This is a genomic window from Arthrobacter sulfonylureivorans, assembly GCF_047607445.1.
GTDB lineage: Bacteria > Actinomycetota > Actinomycetes > Actinomycetales > Micrococcaceae > Crystallibacter > Crystallibacter sulfonylureivorans_A.
Map to the genome: position 1 here is coordinate 45,796 of NZ_JBLKRT010000020.1, position 21,898 is coordinate 67,693.

A 21,898-nucleotide genomic window follows, 5' to 3' on the forward strand; every position below is an offset into this window, starting at 1 on the left:
TGTTGCTTGGCTTGTTTCAAAGCTACGGTCGGGGTGCTGCTGCCGGCATCGGGGCTTCCTCCCCCGCTGCCCGCCCTCTGGAGGGGGATTGCCGCTACCGGGGACTAGGTAGGGTGGGTCGAGGTCCCGGTATGACGCGGAACTACGGCCCTTGGGAGCCGTCTTCGCCCAGTGCAAGACGTAGCTGGGTCAGCAGCTCGGAGCGGTTTGCAGCCCCTAACCGCCGGCGGATCCGCGCAATGTGGTGCTCGGCGGTGCGCGGCGAAATGAAGATCGCGGCACCGATCTCCCGGTAGGTCTTGCCCTCCAGAACCAGCCGGGCCACTTCGCGTTCCCGCTCGCTCAAGGCCGCGCTCTCCGGGGCCGGCGGTTTTCCGGTGGCAGGGATCTTCGGTTTTTCGTCCTCGGTGGCGGTCGGGGCTGTGTGATGAGCCTCGGTTGTGCCGCGCGTCCCAGGGTGCAGGTCTCGGGCACAGGCCAAGAGCCGGCTCATGTCCTTGCGCTCTTCCGCATGCGCTGCCGCGTGTCCGGCCAACCGTGCACCGTCCCAGGTCAGTCCGACGGCCGCGAGCGCGCGGGCGGATTCTTCGACTGCCCGTGGGTCAATCTTGCCCGCCAAGACGGATACCCAGCACCGGCCGGCCGCCGCCAGGACGGCCGCCAAATGATACTTTCCTGACGCCCGCACCAGCGCAGAAGCGTGCGGGGCCAGCTCGCTGGGCTTCTCCGCCAGGATGGCGGCCTGGACGGCGTACCAGTGCAGTGGAGTGGACCATAACGCGGGCTCGCCCAGTCTCTCCAGCAGCGCCCACGCGTCAGCCATATGCGGCCGCAACCGTTCGGAATCGCGCAGGCGGGCGGCGGCCACCGCCAGCTCGCCCAGCGGCAACAGGTTGTAGAGGTCGACGGCGACGTGCAGCAGCCGCCCGCGCGCCCGCTCCCAGGCACGCACCAAACCAGCCATGTCATCAGTTCGGCGCGCCAAACCCACGTGCAAAGCGTCCAGCAACAATTCGTCGCGCGGCGTAGGGCTGATCCCGACGGCGGTAGCCTCCGCTATCGCCGCTCCGGCGTTGTCCGGATGGTCCTGGAGCATGGCGACCCACGCTCGCAGGAGCAACAACCGGAGCCGGTCGGCCGGTCCGCCCTGGCCTCCGCGCAGCGCATCGTCGAGCACGGATTCGGCCACCGAAAGCTCCCCGCCGTGCAGTGCCACCAATGCGGCAAGCGCCGCCGGGCTGTCCGGCAGCGGGACCGCAGCACCGGAGGCAGTCAGCATGTCGGAGGCCCGTACCAGGGCTGGAAGTGCGCGTTCGGTGTGTTCACCAACAGACTCCGCGATGCCCTGTCCCATGAGCGAGACGGCGACGTTCGTCAGCGTTGGTGATCCTTCCGGCCGGTCCGCGGCGAGCAGGCTCCGGGCGGTGCCGCGATCGCCGGTGCCGATCATCACGACGGCGGCGAGAGCGTTGGACGCATCTGCGGCAGGGGCGTCGACCCAGCGGTAAACCTGGGCACTCCGCGCCAGCATGCCCCGCTGCGCCCACAATGACGCCGCCACATCTGCGCCGCGGCCCTTGTCAGGTGCCTCGGGTTGCGTCAAGACAGGGTCCACCAGCCGGCCGGCGCCATCAAGGTCGCCGGTGGCCAAAGCTGCCTGGGCGCGCCGCGCCGCCGTCGTAACTTCCGGGGCGCCGGCAGCGCTTGCTTCTTCGTAGAGCGCTGCCGCCAGTTGTGGCTCGGTTGCCAGGGCACTGTCGCCGGCCGATTGGAGTGTGCTGGCCACCCGCGGATCCTGGAGTCCGCTTTGAGCCAGACCACGGGCTATGTCAGTAGGGTCCGGAGTCATGCCGGTGGAGATGAGGTCGGCCAGGGCATGTTGGACCGTCCGCACCTGGTGCAGCGGGGTGGTCTGGAGCAGGACGCTGCGCATCAGTGCGGGAAGGGTGCCTTCCGGCAGGATCAGGCCCGCTGCGGCTGCCTGCGACATCAGCGGGTCGATTCCGCCCGGCGTGTCCTCCACCTCGGCCGGCAGCGGCCCTGCTGGGTCGAAGCCAACCGCCAGCGCGAGCAACAACTCGCGAAGGCCGGGCTCCAACCTGTCGAGTTCATAGCCGATTTGGTCGACGAGTCCACCGAACTCCAAGGGATCGTTCGGCACCGGGTGGTGCCACTCATTGAGGGCTTCCAACACGTGCTGGACCAGCCATGGCATCCCGCCGGTGAGGTCGAAAACTTGGTCAATGATGGGACCGGGAAGCGGCTCCCCGTGGGTGGCGGCGAGGTGGGCGGCGACGTCGTCCCTGGTCCAGGGCCCCAACAGGACCGGCCGGCGGTATGCCTCAAGCGTTGACGTCAGCCGCTTCAAAGCGGGCAACTGCGGCCACATGCGGTAGGCGACGACCACATTGACAGACTGCTGCTCGACCAGCCGATGGATGTGCTCCAAGTCGCGGTCATTCAACTGGTGTGCATCGTCGATCAGGACGGTGGTTCCCTCGTCCACCGCGCCGCGCTGCAGGACGTCTCTTCCCGAACTCACGCGGATTCCTGCCTCGCTGTAGACCACCGCCAAGTTCTCCAGCAGGGTGCTCTTGCCTGAGCCGCCAGGTCCGGACACGCTGGCCAGTAACCGTGACCGGGGATCTGTCGAGGCTTCAGCCAGCAATTGCGCGGCTTTCCGGTTCACCAGCCGTCGCCCGGCGGCCACTTGGCTCTGTCTCGCAGCCGTCATGCCGGCACCGAAGGAGTGGGCTCGGGCGCCGGGATGGCTGGTTGCTCCGGGCTGGTCGAAGCCGGTGATGTCGGGGCGTCGGCCGGCGGGGACTCGACGGCGGCCGGCTCGGACGGTGTCGGGTCGGCGGCGGGAGGTGTCTCCACCGGCTGGGGTTCGGGTTCGGTTGTCGGTTCCGGAGTAACAACCGGCTCCGGCACGGAGGTGGACGGTGCGGGCGCCGGACTCGGTTGTGCAGGCTGGGTCGGTGCTGGAGTTCCAGGATTTTCCGGAGCGGGTGTGCCGGTGCCGTTGTTGGCGCCGGGAGCGGTTGGCGTGCCGGGGGCCCCGGTCGGCGTGCCGCCAGCACCAGACGACGGTGTGCCGTCCGAAGCGGTCCCCGGCGTGCCGTCCGGCGTCGTAGGTGATGTTCGCGCGGTCTGATCCTGCGGGGTGTTCCCCGCGTTGCCGGACGTGGGCGTGCCGTCGGCGTCGTCCTGGCCTGCCTTGTCGGCCGCCTTTGCGTCCGGGGTGTCCCAGGAAACAACGGGACTCATGCCGGGCTGGACCGGCTCTGCGGCCATTACGGAGTTTGCCGGCCCGGCGCCATCGCTTTGCTGGGCAACACCGCCGGGCATGTAGCTGTTCCGTTCCGCGGCATTGCCTTGGGCGATGCCCGGTAACGAGCCGAACAGACCGAAATCTTGGGGACTCTGGGCTGCTGTGGCGGTCAGCGCCGTCAAGGTTGCCACAGCCACCGTCACGGCGGCCGCGCGCACGGAGAAAGCATGCTTGCGAGTGGTCTCTTCGCCGGTGATCGGCTGCCCGACCGGGGCGGGAATACCTTCGTGCGAGAGCTTCCGTCCGCCCGCCTTGCTGGCTGCCAGCGTTTCCGCACTGTGCGAGTGGGCCAGCGCTTGCTCCAGGGCCAGAGCCTGCTCGTGGGCCAGCGCCTGCTGGTTCCGGGCCACAAAGTAGGCGGCACCCAAGCTAATCGAAGCCTTGGGATCCGTGTCTATCGCGATGGGCCGTCCCAACGTGGCCGACAGCATCTGGGCGACCAACGGAATCCGGGACGAGCCGCCGGTCAGCAGAACCGCGGTCAGGTCGTCGGCGGTAACGTTCGCTGCCTCCAGCGCCCGGTTCAGGGAGCCGACAGTATCGCGCACCAGGTGCTCTATCAGGCCTTCGAACTCCGTCCGCACCAGGCGGATACCTGTCTGCACTTCCGGCAGCAAGACCGGGATGGTCGCCTCGGAGTCAGCCGATAGAGCCTCCTTGGCTTCGACGCATTCGCGCCTGATTCGGCCCAGCGCCAGCCGAGCCTGCGGTGTACTCAGGTCTACGCCGCTGAGTCCGCCGTCCAGGCTGGCCGCGACGTGGTCGAAGACGAGGTCGTCAACATCCGCTCCGCCCACCCGGTCCAGCCCTTCGGGCCTGCCCAGCAGGGTGAACGAGGAGGTGTCGTCCTTGCGCAGAATGGCGGCATCAAAGGTCCCGCCGCCGAAGTCGTAGACCGCTATCAGGCTCCCGGCCGGCACCCGTGTTTGCGAGCCATAATGCAAGGCAGCAGCTTCAGGCTCACTCAGCAGTGTCACGTTGGCCAGTCCGACGGCGGCCAGGGCACCCCGGATTAGTCCGATCTTGTAGTCGCCCCAGCTGGCAGGATGGGACACCACTACGCTTTCCGGGGCCTGGCCTTCGCGTTCCTGAGTCCGGTCCACGACCCACCGGACGACGGTGGCAAAAACGCTCTCGGGCGTGACGAACAGGTCCCCCACCATGATCGGCACAGCGTCACCGATCCGCCGCTTGAATTCGCGAACCACTCGCTCAGGCGAACTGGTGCCCCGTCTCTCGGCAGCCTCGCCGACCAGGACGGTACCGTCCTCGCCTAGGTAGATGACCGACGGCACGGCCGCCGCACGCGAGCCCAAGCCGAGAGGCTGCGGCTGCTGAGCGTCAAGATCCCCTTCCCCATAGTGGACAGTCGCTGCTGCCGTAAAACTTGTGCCGACATCGACACTCAGTACATAGGCCATGAATCCCCCATTGGACGCCCAGCGAGGAACGTCCCCACCGCTTTCATACTGTCCAGAGCCACGCTCTGCTTCCCCCGCCGGCCGGATGCCCGCCCGTGTCCATAAGGCTCTGAAGTGACACCTTCAGCTGTCAGCCGCAGTGCCCAAGAAGTAGGTGCGGCATGCTTCCCGACGCCGTTCCAACATGGTTCAGCGTAGGAGTGCTTCAGGGGTAAAACAAGGGACGTTTCACGCTTTAAACCCCCGTTTCGGGCACCGGAAAATTGGTTAATGGTTCACTCTTATAGTGGTTAAAGGTTGCTTTGAAGTGTTCAAAACCCCAAGTGATTGCAAGGCACCCTTAGTACATATGCCGATACCCGCATCTGCGCGACTGCATTTCCCATAGGGCGGTCAGGTCAACCGATTACACCTGCTGCATACAAGCAAAAACGGGCGGCCCCGAGTCCCACAGTGCAGAATAAAAATATGTCTGTCACAACCCGGGCTTCCCACACCTTTGCGGTCTTCCTGCGGGGCATCAATGTCGGCGGGATTCGCATTGCGATGAAGGATCTGTGCCGCGTCCTCTCCGAAGCCGGCTTTGCCGAGGTCCAAACAGTACTGGCGTCGGGCAACGTGGTACTGAATGCCGAGACCGCTGATCCGGCAGCCGTCAAGGAAAGCGTCCAGACCACCTTGCGCGCAGCTTTCGGCTACGACGCATGGGTCATCGTCAAGAACCGGGAGCAAGTAGCGGCCATCATCGACGGCTACCCTTTCACCCCGGCCGACGACGGGGTTGCCCGCCATGCCTATGCAGTGATCACTACCGGCCAGGACGTGGTGAAGCAGATGCTCGAGGACAACCCCGGGCTTTCACCCGAAGAGCGCGCCGCGGCCGGCGGCGACGTCCTGTACTGGGAAGTCCCCAAAGGAAGCACCTTGGAGTCGAAACTGTCCAAGCACCTGGCCAAGCCGAGGTACAAGCCGCTGACCACCACCAGGAACCTCAACACGATGCACAAGGTGTTGGCGAAGTTCCCGCCGCAAGGCTAACTCGCACCCCGCGCCTGCTACCCCGGGCGGAGGCGCCACCGAGCGGAATTCATCCTCTCGGTGGATAGCCCGCCGCAGGGTCACGCTCCTAGACTCGTAGCAGGCAGTCCAAAGCCGCCGCAAACCGGCTACGGGCTTTACAGGGAGGGGGGCCTTTGCTGTTCGACTCAGTCACGTGGATTTCGGCGCTTGTCTGCGCCGGCCCGTTTGCCCTTCTCTTAGCAGCCGGCGCGCTGGTCAGCATTTGGCGGAGCAACCGGCAGCGCACCGCTCAAGCGGGCTGGTCCCTGCTGGTACTGGCGCTGCCACTTCTCGGCGCACTGGTCTGGTTCCTCACCGCATCGCTCTGGTCGGCCACAGGTCTGCCCCGGTCCGACAGTGCTCCGGCACATCAGGCAACAGAGCCTTCGGCCCCCTGAGGTTGATCCAGGATAAGTTCCAGCAGCCGGATCACTGCAGGGTTGGCGGTGGCTTCGCCCCACGCGACGTGCAGATCAGCCCGGTTAAGATCTGCGAGGCCGGACGGCCCCCTCAACTCTTCGAAGCGCACGCCCGGCGGTGCGAAGTCCATGGAGGACCGTGGCACCAGGGTGACGCCAAGGCCCGCTGCCACAAAGGCAAGGAGCGCCGGCGCTTGGCTGGCGAACTGGGTGATGTTCGCTTGCACTCCGGCGCTTTCATAGAGACGCATGACGAGATCGTGGAAATAGCGCGCTTCGGCAGTTGAATACATCATCAGCGGCAGCCCATCCAGTTGCTTGAGGAACACGCCGTTTCCAGTAGCCAGTTCATGTCCCTCCGGCAGCGCCACTACCAGTCGGTCCTCCATGAACGGCCGGGTGACCACGCCTGGCCGGGCGACGATTGGCCGCAGCAAGCCTATATCGATTGAGCCGCGGGAGAGTGCATCCATCTGGTCGACCGACACCGCTTCACGCAGCACGAGGGACACGCCGGCAATCTGCTCCCCGGCCTTGCGCAGGATGCTCGGCAAGGCAGCCTGCCCGGCGATCGCCGTATAGCCAATGACGATCGAACCGGCGTCGCCGGTGGAAACACGCCGAACGTCCAGGGACGTTTTGGTGCACAGGTCCAGGATCCGGCGCGCGCTGGGCAGCAGGACCTTGCCCGCTGCCGTCAGTTCCACTTTCCGGCTACTGCGCTCGAATAATTGCGCGTCGAGTTCGCGTTCCAGCAACTGGATCTGACGGCTCAACGGGGGCTGCGTCATGTTCAGCCGGGCGGCGGCAGCGCCGAAGTGCAGTTCTTCCGCCACGGCCACGAACGATTCGAGTTGGATCAGCGAAAACATCAATACACTCCTTGCATGATTCGGTGCATATCTTAGCTTGGACAGGCATGGATCGACACCTCTAGCGTGAAGGGAGTCACACTCTCGTCCCCGCCAGAAAGGACTGCGATGTCCACCGCTTTCGAAACTCGGGCCAGCGGAACCAACAGCCCCTCAGCGTCCGGCCAAGCCTCGGTCACCGGCGTCACCATCACACCCGTTGCTTTTGCCGATCCTCCGCTGTTGAACACCGTGGGTGTCCACGAACCGTATGCGCTAAGGGCAATCATCCAGCTTCACACCGATGCTGGCGTCACGGGCCTGGGCGAGACCTACGGGGACGCCGGCCACCTGGCGCGCCTGCAGCTGGCTGCCGAAGCGATCACCGGCGCAGACCCGTTCAACATCAACGACCTGCGGGCCCGTGTTACCCGAGCCCTGGCCGCTGACAGCATCGAGGGCGGCCACGGCATGAGCGGCATGGTCACCGGCTCTTCCACGGCGGACCGGGTACTCTCGCCGTTCGATGTGGCGGCGCTGGACATCCAGGGCAAGTTGCTCGGGCTGCCGGTCAGTGCGCTGCTGGGCGGTGCGGTCCGCGACGCTGTCCCGTTCAGCGGCTACCTTTTCTACAAGTGGGCCGGCCACCCGGGACTGGACAATGACGACTGGGGCCCGGCGCTGGATCCCGACGGCATTGTGGCGCAGGCACGGCGCATGGTCGACGCCTACGGCTTCACCGCACTCAAACTCAAGGGCGGCGTCTTTGAGCCCGACGCCGAGGCTGCCGCGGTCGAAGCCCTGCGCGCAGAATTCCCCGATCTGCCGCTGCGGATCGACCCCAATGGCGCGTGGACGGTGGAAACCTCAATTCGGATCGGCCGCCGACTGGAGGGAATTCTCGAGTATCTGGAGGACCCCACGCCCGGGATCGCGGGAATGGCCGAAGTACGCCGCAACGTGAGGCTGCCACTGGCCACCAACATGTGCGTGGTCAGCTTCAACGACCTCCCTCCGGCCATGGCGGCTGGAGCAGTGGACGTGGTGCTCTCCGATCACCATTTCTGGGGCGGGTTGCGCAGGTCGCAGACCCTGGCCGGCATCGCCGAGACGTTCGGCCTTGGCCTGTCCATGCACTCAAATTCACATCTGGGCATCAGCCTGGCCGCCATGGTCCACTTGGCCTCGGCCACGCCTAACCTCGACTACGCCTGCGACACCCATTGGCCCTGGAAGCGTCAGGATGAAGACATCGTGCTCCCGGGCGCACTGGCCTTCCGCGACGGGGCCGTTGACGTTCCGACCGCGCCCGGCCTGGGTGTGGAGCTGGATCCGGAGGCCTTGGAACGCCTGCACCGGCAGTACCTCGCCGTGGGCATCACCGAACGCGACGACACGGGCTACATGCGCCGCATCCAGCCCGGCTACGAACTCAAGAGTCCCCGGTGGTAACCCACCAAGCCCCCACACCAAGTGCCCCGGCGTCCGCGGAACCGGCCGTGCTGGAGGTGGCGGTCACCGATCCGATCATTTCCCGCTTCGCCGAACGCCTGCTGGCCGGCGCGCCCCGGCACCGATGGCGCTTCCTCGCCGACGCACCGCCTGAGGTGAGGTCACGTGCCGTGGCAAGCGCCGACGTCGTAGTGTGCGCGCGGATGGACGCGAAGGAGGCTGCCAGCTGCAACGCGCGTATGGTGCAGGTAACCGGCGCGGGGCTGGACCGGGTAGCGGTGGCCGCGCTGCGGCCCGCCGTGGCGGTTGCCAACACCTTTCATCATGAGCGGCCCATCGCAGAACATGTGTTGATGTCGATCCTGGCCCTGACCCGCCGGCTTCCCGCCGTCAGCGGCGAACTGCGTGCCGGGGTGTGGCGGACCATAGCCACCGACGACTCGGTCCCGCTGCACCGGACGCTGGACAGCATGACCCTGGGGGTAGTGGGCTTTGGCGGCATTGGCCGCGAAACTGCCCGGCTGGCAGCTGCACTCGGTATGGACGTAGTGGCTGTGCGGAACCGGCCCGGCATCCCCCTGCCGGAGGGGGCTCAGGCGCGTTGGGTCGGTGGCGTCGGCGACCTTCCCCGATTGCTCGCAGAGTCCGACGCCGTGGTGGTCACCGTCCCGCTCAACGACGCCACCGCTGGGCTGATCGGCCCCGCTGAGCTCGCCGCAATGAAGCAGGATGCCGTGCTGGTTAATGTGGCGCGCGGGCCGGTGGTGGATCAGGCAGCCCTCTATCGGGCGTTGCTGGACAAGCAGATCGGCGGCGCAGCAATCGACGTCTGGTGGGGTGCGCCGGAAGCCGGACGAACGCCGCCAGCCGATTTTCCCTTCAGCGAGCTGCCGAATGTGGTGCTGACGCCGCATTACTCCGGCCATGCACGCTCCACGTTCGAGCTGCGGGCCGACGACATCGCGGGAAACGTTAACCGGGTTGCCGCGGGACAGCCGCCCCGGAACCAAGTGCGCTGACCCGGATGCCGACTGGTCTCCGGCCGCTGCCTAGCCGGCGGAGACCAGTCGGATGATCAGCAGAACGGCCCCGCCAGCCGAGGCGATCAGCGCGACTAAGCGCAGCCGCCGCGCATCCAGGAAACGGTTCAGCCAGCGCGACAGCACAAAGCCAACCAGCACCACCGGGGCCAGCCAGAAGAATGCCGACACCGTTCCGCTGGTGACGGCTCCGGCTACCGCCAGCAGGCTGACCGAAACCACCGAACCGATCAGGAAAAACGCGCTCATGGTGCCGCGCAACCGCGCGGGCGGCTGACCTTGCCATACGATGGCCATCGGAGCGCCCCCGATCGCCGTCGCGGTCCCCATCACCCCGGAGAGGCCGCCGGCAGCCATCAGGTTGGTCCGATTCGGTGCCGGACGCCACCCCAGGAACGCCGAGCCGACCCCGACAAGGACACAGCCGGCCACTAGCCAGGAAAGCGCCGCCGTCGACATCGCCACGGCCAGCCACGCGCCCAGGACACTGCCCGGGATCCGGCCTGCCAGCGCCCAACCGGCACCCTTGAGGTCCAGATGCGCGCGTTCGCGGACGGTCACCAGCAAGGTGACCAGGCAAGCCAGCATCACCACCAGTGCCGGGAGCAGTTCCGGCGCCACCAAGGCGATCACCGGGGCGGCCACCAGCCCGGCACCGAATCCGATGGACCCTTGCAGGGCGGTGGCGGCACAGACCGCCACCGCCAGAATCAGATAGTCGGCGGGGTTCACTCCCCAACCGTAGGCGACTTGAGGCCGGCGTCCGCGGCTATGGCCAGCGGGAAGTGGCATTCGGCGGCGTGGGCCTCCGCGGCTGCACCGCGCAGTTGCGGAACGCCAAGCTGCACCAAATGGGTTTGTTCTGCTCTCTGCGCGGGCGGTGCCTGCCGGGCACAGATGTCCTGTGCCTTCCAGCAGCGGGTCCGGAAGCGGCAGCCCGACGGCGGGTCCAGCGGCGAGGGCAGTTCGCCGCGCAGCACGATCCGTTCGGCGGGGCGCTCAGCCGGGTCCAGCTTCGGCGAAGCCGACATCAACGCTGCAGTGTAGGGGTGCAGCGGGCGTTCGAAGACGTCCTCGGTGGCGCCGGTCTCAATGATCCGGCCCAAGTACATCACGGCCACGCGGTCTGTGACGTGCCGGACCACTGAGAGATCGTGTGAGATAAAGATGTAGCTGACGCCCAGTTTCTCCTGCAGTTCGTTGAGCAGGTTGAGCACCTGGGCCTGCACCGAGAGGTCCAGGGCGGAGACCGGCTCGTCCAAGATGATCAGTTCCGGGTTCAGCGCCAGTGCCCGGGCGATGCCAATTCGCTGGCGCTGCCCGCCGGAGAATTCCTGCGGCGACTTCTTGGCGTCCGAGGCACGCAGGCCCACGAGTTCCAGCAGTTCGTGCAGCCGGGCTTCCCGTTCGCGCCCGGTGCGGAAAAGTCCTCGGTGCGTGGCCCAGGGCTCGGCGATGATTTCGCCAGCGGACATCCTTGCGTTCAGCGAAGCGAACGGATCCTGGAAAACCATTTGCACGCGGCGGCGCCAGGCCAGCAGTTCTTTCCCGCGCAGGCTGAAGGGGTCCTTGCCTTCGAAGGTCACGGTGCCGGAGTCCGGCTTTTCCAGCAACATCAGGGTGCGAGCCAAAGTGGATTTTCCGCACCCAGACTCGCCCACCAGGCCCAGGGTTTCCCCGCGGCCGACCGTGAGGTTGATGCCGTCAAGGGCGCGTAGCTGGTTGCTGCCGGAGCCGCTCCGGGCCACCTGAAAGGTCTTGGTGACGTCGCGGACCTCGAGGGCGGCGGTCCCGGCCTCCTGCACAAGGTCGAGCTGTGCGGTCATGGCTGGGTCTCCTGGAGGGATGTCTCGGAATCGAGAAGGTTGGAAAAGTGGCAGGCTGCGAAGCGACCGGGGGCCGTTTCGCGCAGGGCCGGCCGCTCAGCGCGGCAGAGATCCTGCACCAGCGGACAGCGGTCTTGGTAAACGCAGCCGGAGGGGATGTTTTTCAGTTCGGGCGGGCTGCCCGGAATCGAGGCCAACGTCGCCCCGCGTTCGGCTTGGGCCGGGACGGACTCCAGCAGACCCTTGGTGTAGGGGTGGCGGGGGTCAGCGAACACGTCGGCCACAGGTCCGGATTCAGCCACCGTGCCGGCATACATCACGCAGACCGTGTCGGCTTCTTCCGCGACAACGGCGAGGTCGTGCGTGATCAGCACCACGGCCATGTCTTCCTCTTCGCGCAGCCGGCGCAGCAGGTCCATGATCTGGGCCTGCACGGTCACGTCCAGAGCAGTGGTCGGTTCGTCAGCGATCAGCAGGCGTGGGCCCAGGGCCACGGCCATCGCGATCAGAATGCGCTGCCGCATGCCGCCGGAGAACTGGTGCGGGAAAGCATCCACCCGGGACTCCGGATGCGGAATGCCCACCCGGTCCATCAGCGCGATGGCTTCCTTGCGGGCATCCGCTGCGGAGAGCCCCCGGTGGATCCGGAACGCCTCGCCGATCTGCACACCCACCGGGTAGACCGGGTTCAGCGCGGTCAGGGCGTCTTGGAAGACTATGCCCAGCTCGGCACCGGCAATCTTGCGACGCTGCTTGGCGCCCATGCCGGCCAGCTCCTTGCCTTCAAGCTCCATCGAACCGCCGGCCACGTGGGCCACCGGGTCCAGCAGCCCGGCAATGGCCTTGGCCGTCATCGACTTGCCACAGCCGGATTCGCCCAACAGGGCCAGGGTTTGCCCCGCCCGTGCCTCGAATCCCGCCTGACTGACGGCCCGCACCGTCCCCAGCGGAGTACGGATGTCGACGTTCAGCCCGTTGACCCGCAGGACCACGGGATGGGTGCCGCCGGAGCGTGTGGTGTCATTGGTTGCCGTCACGGTCACTTGGACTCCTTGGCAGAAATGCGGGTAATGAACTTTTTCCGGCCCGGCAGCGTCAGGCGCCACCGCTGGCTCGGATCGGTGGCGATGCGCAGCCAGGCGGCCAGCATGTTCGCTGCGATTGCGGTAATCACGATGGCAACGCCGGGAAAAATGGAGAGCCACCAGGCGGTCTGCAAGTACTGCCGCCCCTGGGCCACCAGCAGGCCCCAGCTGATGTCCGGCGGCTGGATGCCGATGCCCAGGAAGGACAGCGAGGACTCGGCCAGCATGACGTAGCAGAACTCCAGCGTGGCCAGGGTCAGCAGGGTGGGCGCGACCACCGGAATCACATGCCGCCGGATGATGGCGTTCGGCGTGGAACCGAAGGTGCGGGCGGCATCCACGAACGTGCGGCTCTGCAGTTCGGCCGACTCGGCCCGCGCGGTTCTGAGGTAGATCGGGATGCGGGTCAGGGCCAGGATCAGCACAATGTTGGCGATCGAGGGGCTGAAAACATACAGCACGACGACGGCCAGCAGCAGCGACGGGAAGCTCATGATCACATCGGCCACCCGCATGGAAACGTTCTCCCGCCAGCCGCGATGATAACCGGCCCACACACCCCAGAGTGAACCGATCAGCAGGGCCGCCGCCACCGCCGGTATGGCGACCAGCATGGTGGTCCTCGTTGCCACCACCAGACGGGCCAAGACGGAGCGGCCCAGTGAATCGGAGCCCAGGAAATACTCCCAGCCGTTGGCCGGGTCGAACGGGGGCTTGTTGGCGAACATCAGGTTCTGTTTCGTGGCCAGTTCGCCCATCAGCAGGGGGCCGAACACCGCCGTCGCGAGCACGATCAGCAGGATGGCAGCTCCGGTGGTGGCGAACTTGTCGCGGAGGAGCATGCGCAGCATGCTGGGGTTGTTGGACTTGCCGGCTGCCTTGCCGTTGGCCAGCCGCCGGTCTTCGGCGCCGGGCACGGCTTCTGTGCGCGTAGTTTCGCTCAAGGTGTCCTCCTAGACCTGGACCGGAGCGGCAGGTTTGGTATCAGCAGGTTCGGCTTCCACAGGGGCAGCCGGCCGGGCCGGGGCCTTCTTCCGCCGCCGCGAGGCTGCGCTGGCCGGGCGGACCCGCGGATCCAGCAGGGCATATGCCAGATCAATCAGGATGTTCAGTACGAAGATTGCGATGGCGGTCAGCAGGACGGCAGCCTGCAGGACGGCGAAGTCCCGCTGCAAGATCGAATCAATCATCAGCTTGCCGATGCCGGGCCAGCCGAAGATCGTCTCCACCACTACGGCACCATTGATGAGGCCGACCGTCAGGTCACCGGCCACGGTGAGGGCCGGTGCGGCCGCGTTGCGGAGCGCATGCCGGGTCACCACGCGTGTCTGCGAGGCGCCTTTGCTGCGGGCCAGCTTGATATACGGCTCAGACAAGGCCGAAACCATCGCGCCGCGCACCACTTGGACCAGCGCACCGAACGGCCGCATCACCAGCGTCGCGATCGGCAGCACCCAAGCCTCCGCACCGGCGACGCCGGAGGTCGGGACCCAGCCCAGCGTGATGGCGAAGATCCAAATGCCCACAATGGCGAGCCAGAAGTCGGGGATGGAAGCGGCCGCCATGGAGACGAAGCTGGCAATCCGGTCGGCGATGCCGTTGGGCTTGAGCGCAGCCCAGCTGCCCACCAGCACCGCCAGGATGATGGCGATCACCATGGTGGTGGCCGCCAGCTGAAGGGTGGCCGGGAAAGCCCGCAGCGCCATGGCTGCCGCGGATTCTCCCGTCCTGAGGGAAGTGCCGAAGTCCAACTGCAGGACTCCGCCGAAGTAGTCCGCCATCTGCACCAGCAACGGCTGGTCCAGACCGTTCCGGCTGGCAAAATCCGTGCGCATCTGCTCGGTGGCATTCAGCGGCAGGTACAGGCTGGCCGGATTGCCGGTCAGCCTCGCCAAGGCGAAGACTCCGATGACCACGACCACCAGCGGCAAGGCACTGGAAATGATCCGTTTCCGTAGATAGGTCAGCACGGCTTCCCTCTCCTTCTCAAACTGCGGTAGCCGCGAGGACTACTGGGCGGGGGTGATCTCGGCCAGGCGCAGCTCGTCGCCGCTGGACGAGTTCGGCTCGTAGTTCACGCCGGCGGCCTTCCCGATCATGCCGGTCTGGTGCGCGATGTGGGCGAACTGCACAACGTCCTCGTTCTGGGCCGTGAAGACCTTTTCAAACGCGGCCTGCCGGTCAGGGCCTGTTGCCGCATCTGCCTCCTTGATCAGCTTGTCCAGCTCGGGGGTGCCAAATGCGCTCTGCGCACCGTTGGTCAACATGTACTGGTCCACCGTGAAGGCGGCATCGCCGGCCTGGTTGCCGTGCTGGGTCATGTGCAGGATCGCGCCTTCGTCCTCGACGAAGGGTCGCACCTGGTACTGCAGGTGCTGGCTGGTTTCCATCATCTTCAGCTTGACGTTCAGGCCGGCCTGGGTGAGCTGTTCCTGGATGACCTGGCCGAGTTCCTCGATCTTGGGGAACTGGGCGGAACGGACAATCAGGCTGATCTGGGCACTGGTATCGACTCCGTCGGCCTTGGCCTCGGCAACCAGGGACTTGGCCTTCTCCGGATCGTAAGGCCAGCCCTCGAGGGCCGCGTTGTGGCCAACAACTCCTTCCGGCACCAACTGTGCGGCCACCACGTCGCGTCCGCCGTACAGGCTGGACACGATGCCTTCCTTGTCGATGGCGTAGTTGACGGCCTCGCGGACGCGGATGTCGGTGAACGGAGCCTTGTCGTTGTGCATGCGCAGCGCGACGGTCTCGTTGTTCGGGTACGGCACGCCCAGATCGCCGATGTTGTCCTCGGGGCTCAAGCCCATCGCGATGTCGGCCTCGCCGGAGGTGACCATGGCGGCGCGAACACTGCCTTCGGATCGCCACTGGTACTCGGCGGTCGCGTAGGCCGGCTTCTCGCCCCAGTAACCGTCATACGCGGAGACGGTGATTTTCTGGCCGGCCTGCCACTCGTCCAACTGGTAGGGGCCGGTGCCGATCGGTTCGCGGACCTTCTCAGTGTCCGAGGTCTCGCTCGGGACTACTTCCAGGAAGGACAGGCGCAGCGGGAGGATCGGGTCCGCGGCGGCGGCAGTCACCTTCAGTGTGGTGTCATCAACCACCTCGACGCCGAGGTCGTCGTCGCCGAAGACGTAGCCCTCCACGTTGCAGCCCAGCTTGGAGTTGACCGCGCGCTCGATGGTATGGGCGGCGTCCTCTGCGGTGAAGTCGCTGCCGTCGTGGAAGGTCACGCCCTCGCGGAGCTTGAACGTCCAAACGGTGTCGTCTTCCGAGCTCCACTCGGTGGCGAGCTTGGGCTCCAGTTCACCGGTGGTCGGGTTGCGCTCAACAAGTGGTTCGGTGATGGTGGACCGGTCGACCACGCCGGTGCTCGTCAGATTTGATTCGCAGGGCTCCAGCGTAGGCGGTTCCTGCTGGAGCACCACGCGGAGGGTTTCCGAAGCAGCACCGGTGGCACCACCGGCTGCGTTCTCCGAGTTGGCCACCGAGCAGCCGCTGAGCACCATGGTGCCGCCGACCGCTGCAGTTGCCACGGCCAGACTCAGGCGGCGGCGCTTGGTCGTACCAGTCGTTCCAGACGACCTGGTAATGGATTCAAACGTCATTGTTTCCTCCGAAGGAGCGAATGATAGGAGCCGGACTTGTCTACATATGAAGCCGGCGGTTGGATGTGCAAGCACTAGCTTTGTGAGCGCGATCACCACACGTCAAGAGTGGGATTTTCGCCTCGCGTCCGAAACTGCCGCGGAACGCCTTCCGGAAGCGCCGTATTCCGCGGCGTTCCGCGGCGGAATTGAATCCATGCCCCAGGGGTATTGATCAATGCAATCTGTGTGTTGGACGTGAATCGCCGGGTTTCTTACTGTTCTTGGCATGAGTACCCACACTTCGGCGCAGGCCGAGAACCACACCGCCATCCGCGGCGAGCAGATCCTGCAGGTCGGACCGGTGAATCCCACCGTGGCGGCTGCGCTGGCCGACGAGTTCGGAGCCGTGCGGCTCCCGGATGGCCCCGAACGCCCGGATTTCCTGGAGCGGCACGCCGCCGGCATCCGGGTAGCGGTCTGCTCCGGCAGGTTCGGTGTGGACACCGACCTGATGCGCCAGCTGCCAAACCTGGAGGCGATCGTGAACTTTGGCGTGGGCTACGATGCGACCGACGTCGCGCAGGCCAACGACCGCAACATCCCGATCAGCAACACCCCCGACGTACTCACCGACTGCGTGGCAGACACTGCTCTGGCCCTCTACCTGGATGTACTGCGCAAGACCACCGCAGCCGACAGGTTTGTCCGTCGCGGCGAGTGGGAATCAAGCCCGTCCTTTCCGCTGACCACGCGTGCCTCCGGCAAAAAGGTCGGCATCCTCGGCCTCGGCCGGATCGGCAGGGCCATCGCCACACGGCTGGAAGCCTTCGGCTGCGAAATCCACTACCACAACCGCCGCACCGTCGAAGGTTCCGGCTACAGATACCAAGCCTCACCGGCCGAACTGGCCGAAGCCGTGGACGTCTTGATCATTGCCGCGGCCGGAGGCCCCGAGACCGCCAAGCTGGTGGACGCCGATGTGATGGCCAAGCTTGGCCCGGAGGGTTACTTGGTCAATATTGCCCGCGGCACCGTGGTGGACGAAGAAGCCTTGGTCTCAGCGTTGCAGGAGGGCCGCTTGGCCGGTGCCGGACTGGATGTCTTCGCGTCTGAGCCCCATGTCCCGGCGGAGCTCATGAACCTGGAGAACGTTGTCCTGCTCCCGCACCTCGGCAGCGGAACCCGGGAGACCCGCGCCGACATGGCGGCCCTGACGCTGGAGAACCTGCGCAGCTACCTACGGGATGCTTCGCTGGTCACCCCGGTGAGTTGATCCCGGCGGCGCCCGGACTGCCGTTCAAGCTCTGGGCGCTGCCGCCGACGTCATGCCGCCCCTAGGATGATTCATGCCAGCATGAAAGGGGTGTTATGACCGAGCCCTCCGGGCAACCGCTCACCGGAGTACGGGAAGTGAAATCCGCCGCCCGCACCATCGACATCCTCGAAGTTCTCGCGGCCCGCGGCAATGCACCCGTCACCATCCGGGAGCTGTGCTCTGTCCTGAACGCCCCGCGGAGCAGCATCTACGCGCTGCTCCGGACCCTGGTCGAGGCCGGTTGGGTGCGAACTGATCCGTCCCGGACCACCTACAGCATTGGCATTCGCGCCCTGCTGGCCGGGACCACCTACCTGGATGCGGATCCGCTGCTGAAGGTCATCCGGCCCCAACTCGGCCTGCTCGGTAAACAGGTGGGCGGCACCGTCAACTTCGGCCGGCTCGACGGCGGCCACATTGTCTACTTGGCCACGTGGGAGGCGCCTGGCCGGGAGCGGACAGTCACAAGGGTGGGCCGCAGATTGCCGGCTCACGCAACCGCCCTTGGGCAGGCTGCACTGGCCACACTGGACCCTGCCGCCTTACGCGCCCAGCTGCCAGCCGACCTGGCCGCCCTGACCGGCAGGACGATCATCTCGCACGCGCTCCTCTCCCGGGAGCTGGCTGCAGTGCGGCGCAGGGGCTACGCAGTAGAACGCGAACAGAACACCTTGGGAATTGCCTGCGTGGCGGTTGCCGTGGATTGCGGCACAGGCGGCGTCGACGCACTCTCGGTTTCATTGCCGCTCGCGAAACTCACGTCCGGCCAAGAGCGGCTGGTGGCCTCGGCACTGAGGGAAGCCGCGGCCACCACCGAGGAGATCGTCGGGGGGCTGGCCGGCCTGTTGGGCTGAAGCGGCTCCTCAACCTCCTGCTACTTGTAGGGCAAGTTACTTACTTGTAGGATGAGTTCATCTGCACATCCCGCGTAAGGATCGCCATGCCCTACACACCCGATGCCATCCGGCACGTCAAGCTCTCTACCGCCACGCTGCCGCTGGCCACCCCGATTTCCGACGCCAAGGTCTTCACCGGGCGCCAGAAGCCGATGACCGAGGTGGTCTTCCTGTTTGCCGAGATCACCACCGAACAGGGCCATCAGGGCTTGGGCTTCAGCTACTCCAAGCGCGCCGGCGGACCCGCCCAGTACGCTCACGCCAAGGAAGTCGCCGAGACGATGATCGGCGAGGACCCCAACGACATCGCCAAGCTCTACAACAAGCTGCTCTGGGCCGGCGCCTCGGTGGGCCGCTCCGGCGTCGCCACCCAGGCCCTGGCAGCCCTGGACATTGCGCTGTACGACCTCAAGGCCAAGCGGGCCGACCTGCCGCTGGCCAAGTTCCTGGGCGCGCACCGGGATTCGGTCCGGACCTACAACACCTCCGGCGGCTTCTTGAACGCCTCCATCGAGGAGGTCAAGGAGCGCGCCAGCCGCTCGATCGAGGAAGGCATCGGCGGCATCAAGATCAAGGTCGGCCTGCCCGACACTGCGGAGGACCTGCGCCGTGTTGCAGCTGTTCGAGAGCACATTGGCGACGACGTGCCGCTGATGGTGGATGCCAACCAGCAGTGGGACCGCGCCACCGCCCTGCGCATGGGACGCCGCCTGGAGCAGTTCGACCTGGTCTGGATCGAAGAGCCGCTGGACGCCTATGACGCCGAGGGCCACGCCGCCCTTGCAGCCGCTTTGGACACGCCGATTGCGACCGGCGAAATGCTGGCCTCGGTCGCCGAGCACGAACGGCTGATCGCCGCCCGGGCCTGCGACATCATCCAGCCCGATGCGCCGCGCGTCGGCGGCATCACCCAGTTCCTCCGGCTGGCCACACTGGCGGACCAGGCCGGACTGGACCTGGCCCCGCACTTCGCGATGGAGATCCACCTGCACCTGGCCGCCACCTACCCGCGTGAGCCGTGGGTGGAGCATTTCGACTGGCTCGACCCGCTCTTCAACGAGCGCCTTGAGACCCGCGACGGCCGGATGATCGTTCCGGACCGCCCCGGCCTCGGCTTCACCTTCAGCGACCAGGCCCGCGCCTGGACCACGGACAGCGTGGAGTTTGGCCGCGCCTAACCCGGCCCCGCGCATGGTCCACGTAACGACGGCGGTGCCCCGCACCGCCGTCGTTCCCCCATTTCTCAGAACGAAGGGTACGGGAGCGATGAAACCGAATCTGACGACAGCCCTGGTCGACGAGTTGCGCCGGCGGATTGTCGACGGCGAGATCGCCCCGGGCGACAAGCTGCCCAGTGAGAGCACGCTGATCGCCGAGCACGGGGTGAGCCGTACGGTGGTGCGCGAGGCCATCACGCGGCTGCAGGCCGAGGGGCTGGTGCACACCCGGCGCGGCAGCGGCAGCTTTGCGCTGACCCCGCCGGTGGAGCCGGACGCATCGCGGACCACCCGTCCGGTGCGGACCCTGCAGGATCGGCGCGCACTGGTGGAATTCCGCACCGGTGTGGAGAGCGAAGCCGCAGCCTTGGCCGCCGTCCGGCGGACCAATCATCAGGTGGCAGCCCTGCGCTCCGCAAACGCCGATTTCTCCCGTTCCGGCTCCAACCCGGCCGCGGCACTGGCCCACGACTTCGAGTTCCACCGGACCGTCGCCGAGGCCAGCGGCAATCCCTACCTGCAGGACGCGATTGCGGCGCTCGGTCCGGCCATGATTGCCATGCCCCGCTACCGGCTGGAGACCAGCGCGGACGAAGGCGAGACCACTCGCCTTGCCGAGGTAGCCGCCGAGCATGCAGCGGTGCTGTCCGCCGTCGAGTCCGGCGATGCGATGGCAGCCGCGGCCGCAATGCGCGCCCACCTGGTCAACTCTCGGCACCGGCTGGAGCGCGAATCGGGACACTGACGCGGCCCGAAATCCACGTGCCCATCTGCTGGGCTGGCCCCGTCCTCCGCACCTAGAAAGGCAGCCATGACAGGATCCGCCGGTTCCCCGGCCGAAGAGTTCGACGTCGTCCTGATTGGGGCGGGCATCATGAGCACCACGTTCGGCGCCCTGCTCAGCGAACTGGAACCGACGTGGAGCATCGCCCTGCTCGAAGGACTGGATGAAGCCGGGCGGGAAAGTTCCAATGCATGGAACAACGCCGGCACCGGCCACGCCGGCCTGTGCGAGTTCAACTACACGCCGCGCCGTCCGGATGGCAGCGTGGATCCTGGCAGCGCCATCAGCATCAATGAACAGTTCCAGGCCTCGCTGCAGTACTGGGCCCATCTAGTGGAAACCGGGCACCTCACGGAACCTGCGAGCTTCATCCGCACAGTGCCACACTTCGGCTTCGCGCGCGGCGCTGACGGCGTGGACTATCTCCGCGCGCGGCACCGCGCGTTGTCCGGCCACCCGCTGTTTGACGGCACCGTTTACAGCGACGTCCCAGAGCAGCTGGCCCAGTGGCTTCCGCTGATGTTCGCCGACCGCCAGGCCGGACCAGCTGTTGCGGTCACCCGAAATGCCGGCGGAACGGACGTGAACTACGGGGCCATCGCCGCCCGGCTGGCCACTGCGCTCTCCGAGAGCGGGTGCATGGTGGGGTTCCGCCACCGGGTGGCCAACCTTTGGCAGGCGGGTCAGCACTGGATGCTCGACGTCGAGACCCCCTCCGGACGCCGGCGCCTGCGGGCCAAGCACGTGTTCGTCGGTGCCGGCGGCGGGACGCTGCCGCTGCTCCAGAGGGCCGGAATCCCGGAGATCCGGGGCTACGCCGGCTTCCCCATCAGCGGCCGGTTCCTGCGCACCGACAATCCGGCGCTGGTGGCCCGGCATCGTGCCAAGGTCTACGGGCACGCGGCGCCCGGGACACCGCCGGTGTCCGTGCCGCACCTGGATCTGCGGATCGTCGGCGGCCGGGAGTATCTGCTGTTCGGCCCGTTCGCGGCTTTTTCGCCACGCTTCCTCAAGACTGGCGCTGTGAGCGACCTGCCGCGTTCTGTCACGCCGGGGAACCTGGGTACGTTGCTATCGGCAGCCGGGACCAATGCGTCCCTGGTCAGCTACTTGGTCCGGCAGATCCTGCAGTCCGTCGACGGGCGACTGGCGGCATTGCGGGAGTTTGTTCCGCAAGCCGACGGGGCCGATTGGGAGTTGTTGACTGCGGGCCAACGCGTGCAGACAGTCAAGCGGGTGGGCGGCCACGGGTCGATCACAGGCTTTGGCACGGAAGTTGTTGTCAGCGCGGGCGGCACACTGGCCGGCCTGCTGGGCGCCTCGCCCGGCGCCTCGGCCTCGGTTTCGATCCTGCTGGAAGTCCTCCGCGCCTGCTTCCCGACGCGTTTCGAGGGCTGGCAGCGGACATTGCGCGGCTTGATGCCCGCACTGGACGGGCAACGAGCACCCTCGGGCTTCCGATCCAGCGACAGCGAACGGGCGCGCCGCATTTTGGGGTTGGACGTCACCGCTGGACGCTGAGCCCGGCGGGGAGCTGAATCCGGACGGGCGCACCGCGGTGAACGCCGAAGCGGCAGCTGGCTGGTGCCTGCTGCCGCTTCGCGTA

Annotated in this window: 18 protein-coding genes; 9 read left to right on the top strand and 9 right to left on the bottom strand. The window is 66.6% G+C overall.

All coding sequences use genetic code 11. The annotated features are described in order from the left end of the window. Window positions 1-142 precede the first annotated feature (142 nt). Both ACMX2H_RS11105 and ACMX2H_RS11110 read right to left on the bottom strand, forming a co-directional pair. Complete coding sequence (locus tag ACMX2H_RS11105; RefSeq protein WP_414960551.1) at window positions 143-2,734, bottom strand: LuxR C-terminal-related transcriptional regulator; 2,592 nt, start codon at window positions 2,732-2,734, stop codon at window positions 143-145. Then, entirely contained in the window at window positions 2,731-4,650 is a 1,920-nt protein-coding gene (locus ACMX2H_RS11110) for an Hsp70 family protein (RefSeq protein ID WP_414960552.1), read from the bottom strand. The genes ACMX2H_RS11105 and ACMX2H_RS11110 overlap by 4 nt, the downstream gene beginning before the upstream one ends. Before the next feature lie 573 nt (window positions 4,651-5,223). Between ACMX2H_RS11110 and ACMX2H_RS11115 the strand changes: the two genes are divergently transcribed. After that, complete coding sequence (locus tag ACMX2H_RS11115; RefSeq protein WP_414960553.1) at window positions 5,224-5,793, top strand: DUF1697 domain-containing protein; 570 nt, start codon at window positions 5,224-5,226, stop codon at window positions 5,791-5,793. A gap of 155 nt (window positions 5,794-5,948) precedes the next feature. Next, the gene (locus ACMX2H_RS11120; protein ID WP_414960554.1) at window positions 5,949-6,212 is read left to right on the top strand and encodes a PLDc N-terminal domain-containing protein; all 264 of its coding nucleotides are present in this window, start codon (window positions 5,949-5,951) and stop codon (window positions 6,210-6,212) included. Here ACMX2H_RS11120 and ACMX2H_RS11125 read toward each other — a convergent pair. Further along, window positions 6,185-7,105 (bottom strand): LysR substrate-binding domain-containing protein, encoded by a 921-nt coding sequence (locus ACMX2H_RS11125; protein WP_414960555.1) that lies wholly within the window; start codon window positions 7,103-7,105, stop codon window positions 6,185-6,187. The genes ACMX2H_RS11120 and ACMX2H_RS11125 overlap by 28 nt on opposite strands. Window positions 7,106-7,213: 108 nt before the next feature. Between ACMX2H_RS11125 and ACMX2H_RS11130 the strand changes: the two genes are divergently transcribed. Continuing rightward, window positions 7,214-8,536 carry a glucarate dehydratase family protein gene (locus ACMX2H_RS11130; protein WP_414960556.1) on the top strand — a complete coding sequence of 441 codons (1,323 nt, stop codon included), beginning with the start codon at window positions 7,214-7,216 and terminating at the stop codon, window positions 8,534-8,536. Beyond that, on the top strand, window positions 8,530-9,555 hold the full coding sequence (locus ACMX2H_RS11135) for a 2-hydroxyacid dehydrogenase (RefSeq protein WP_414960557.1): 1,026 nt from the start codon (window positions 8,530-8,532) through the stop codon (window positions 9,553-9,555). Before ACMX2H_RS11130 ends, ACMX2H_RS11135 begins: the two co-directional genes overlap by 7 nt. A 30-nt stretch (window positions 9,556-9,585) precedes the next feature. On the opposite strand, the gene ACMX2H_RS11140 is transcribed toward ACMX2H_RS11135, so the two are convergent. The 6 genes from ACMX2H_RS11140 to ACMX2H_RS11165 are packed head-to-tail and all read right to left on the bottom strand — an operon-like array spanning window position 9,586 to window position 16,026. Beyond that, a complete protein-coding gene (locus tag ACMX2H_RS11140) occupies window positions 9,586-10,308 on the bottom strand; it encodes a sulfite exporter TauE/SafE family protein (RefSeq protein WP_414960558.1) in 723 nt (240 codons plus the stop codon). Continuing rightward, window positions 10,305-11,402, bottom strand: coding sequence for an ABC transporter ATP-binding protein (locus ACMX2H_RS11145; protein ID WP_414960559.1), 1,098 nt, complete (start codon window positions 11,400-11,402; stop codon window positions 10,305-10,307). Before ACMX2H_RS11145 ends, ACMX2H_RS11140 begins: the two co-directional genes overlap by 4 nt. Next, window positions 11,399-12,445, bottom strand: a complete 1,047-nt coding sequence (locus tag ACMX2H_RS11150; protein ID WP_414960560.1) for an ABC transporter ATP-binding protein — start codon at window positions 12,443-12,445, stop codon at window positions 11,399-11,401. Before ACMX2H_RS11150 ends, ACMX2H_RS11145 begins: the two co-directional genes overlap by 4 nt. Beyond that, window positions 12,442-13,431, bottom strand: a complete 990-nt coding sequence (locus ACMX2H_RS11155; RefSeq protein ID WP_414960561.1) for an ABC transporter permease — start codon at window positions 13,429-13,431, stop codon at window positions 12,442-12,444. The genes ACMX2H_RS11150 and ACMX2H_RS11155 overlap by 4 nt, the downstream gene beginning before the upstream one ends. A gap of 9 nt (window positions 13,432-13,440) precedes the next feature. Then, window positions 13,441-14,457, bottom strand: a complete 1,017-nt coding sequence (locus ACMX2H_RS11160) for an ABC transporter permease (protein WP_414960562.1) — start codon at window positions 14,455-14,457, stop codon at window positions 13,441-13,443. Between the two features lie 39 nt (window positions 14,458-14,496). Then, window positions 14,497-16,026, bottom strand: coding sequence for an ABC transporter substrate-binding protein (locus ACMX2H_RS11165; protein WP_414960563.1), 1,530 nt, complete (start codon window positions 16,024-16,026; stop codon window positions 14,497-14,499). Window positions 16,027-16,366: 340 nt separating this feature from the next. Here ACMX2H_RS11165 and ACMX2H_RS11170 point away from each other — a divergent pair, with 340 nt between their 5' ends. The 5 genes from ACMX2H_RS11170 (at window position 16,367) to mqo (ending at window position 21,813) form a co-directional block, all read left to right on the top strand. Beyond that, window positions 16,367-17,353, top strand: a complete 987-nt coding sequence (locus ACMX2H_RS11170; RefSeq protein ID WP_414960564.1) for a 2-hydroxyacid dehydrogenase — start codon at window positions 16,367-16,369, stop codon at window positions 17,351-17,353. Window positions 17,354-17,448: 95 nt separating this feature from the next. Continuing rightward, window positions 17,449-18,249 (top strand): IclR family transcriptional regulator, encoded by an 801-nt coding sequence (locus tag ACMX2H_RS11175; protein ID WP_414960565.1) that lies wholly within the window; start codon window positions 17,449-17,451, stop codon window positions 18,247-18,249. Window positions 18,250-18,335: 86 nt separating this feature from the next. Beyond that, complete coding sequence (locus ACMX2H_RS11180; protein WP_414960566.1) at window positions 18,336-19,469, top strand: L-talarate/galactarate dehydratase; 1,134 nt, start codon at window positions 18,336-18,338, stop codon at window positions 19,467-19,469. A gap of 88 nt (window positions 19,470-19,557) precedes the next feature. Continuing rightward, complete coding sequence (locus tag ACMX2H_RS11185; protein WP_414960567.1) at window positions 19,558-20,253, top strand: FadR/GntR family transcriptional regulator; 696 nt, start codon at window positions 19,558-19,560, stop codon at window positions 20,251-20,253. Window positions 20,254-20,319: 66 nt separating this feature from the next. Next, window positions 20,320-21,813, top strand: coding sequence for a malate dehydrogenase (quinone) (mqo, locus tag ACMX2H_RS11190; RefSeq protein WP_414960568.1), 1,494 nt, complete (start codon window positions 20,320-20,322; stop codon window positions 21,811-21,813). Window positions 21,814-21,898: the final 85 nt, after the last annotated feature.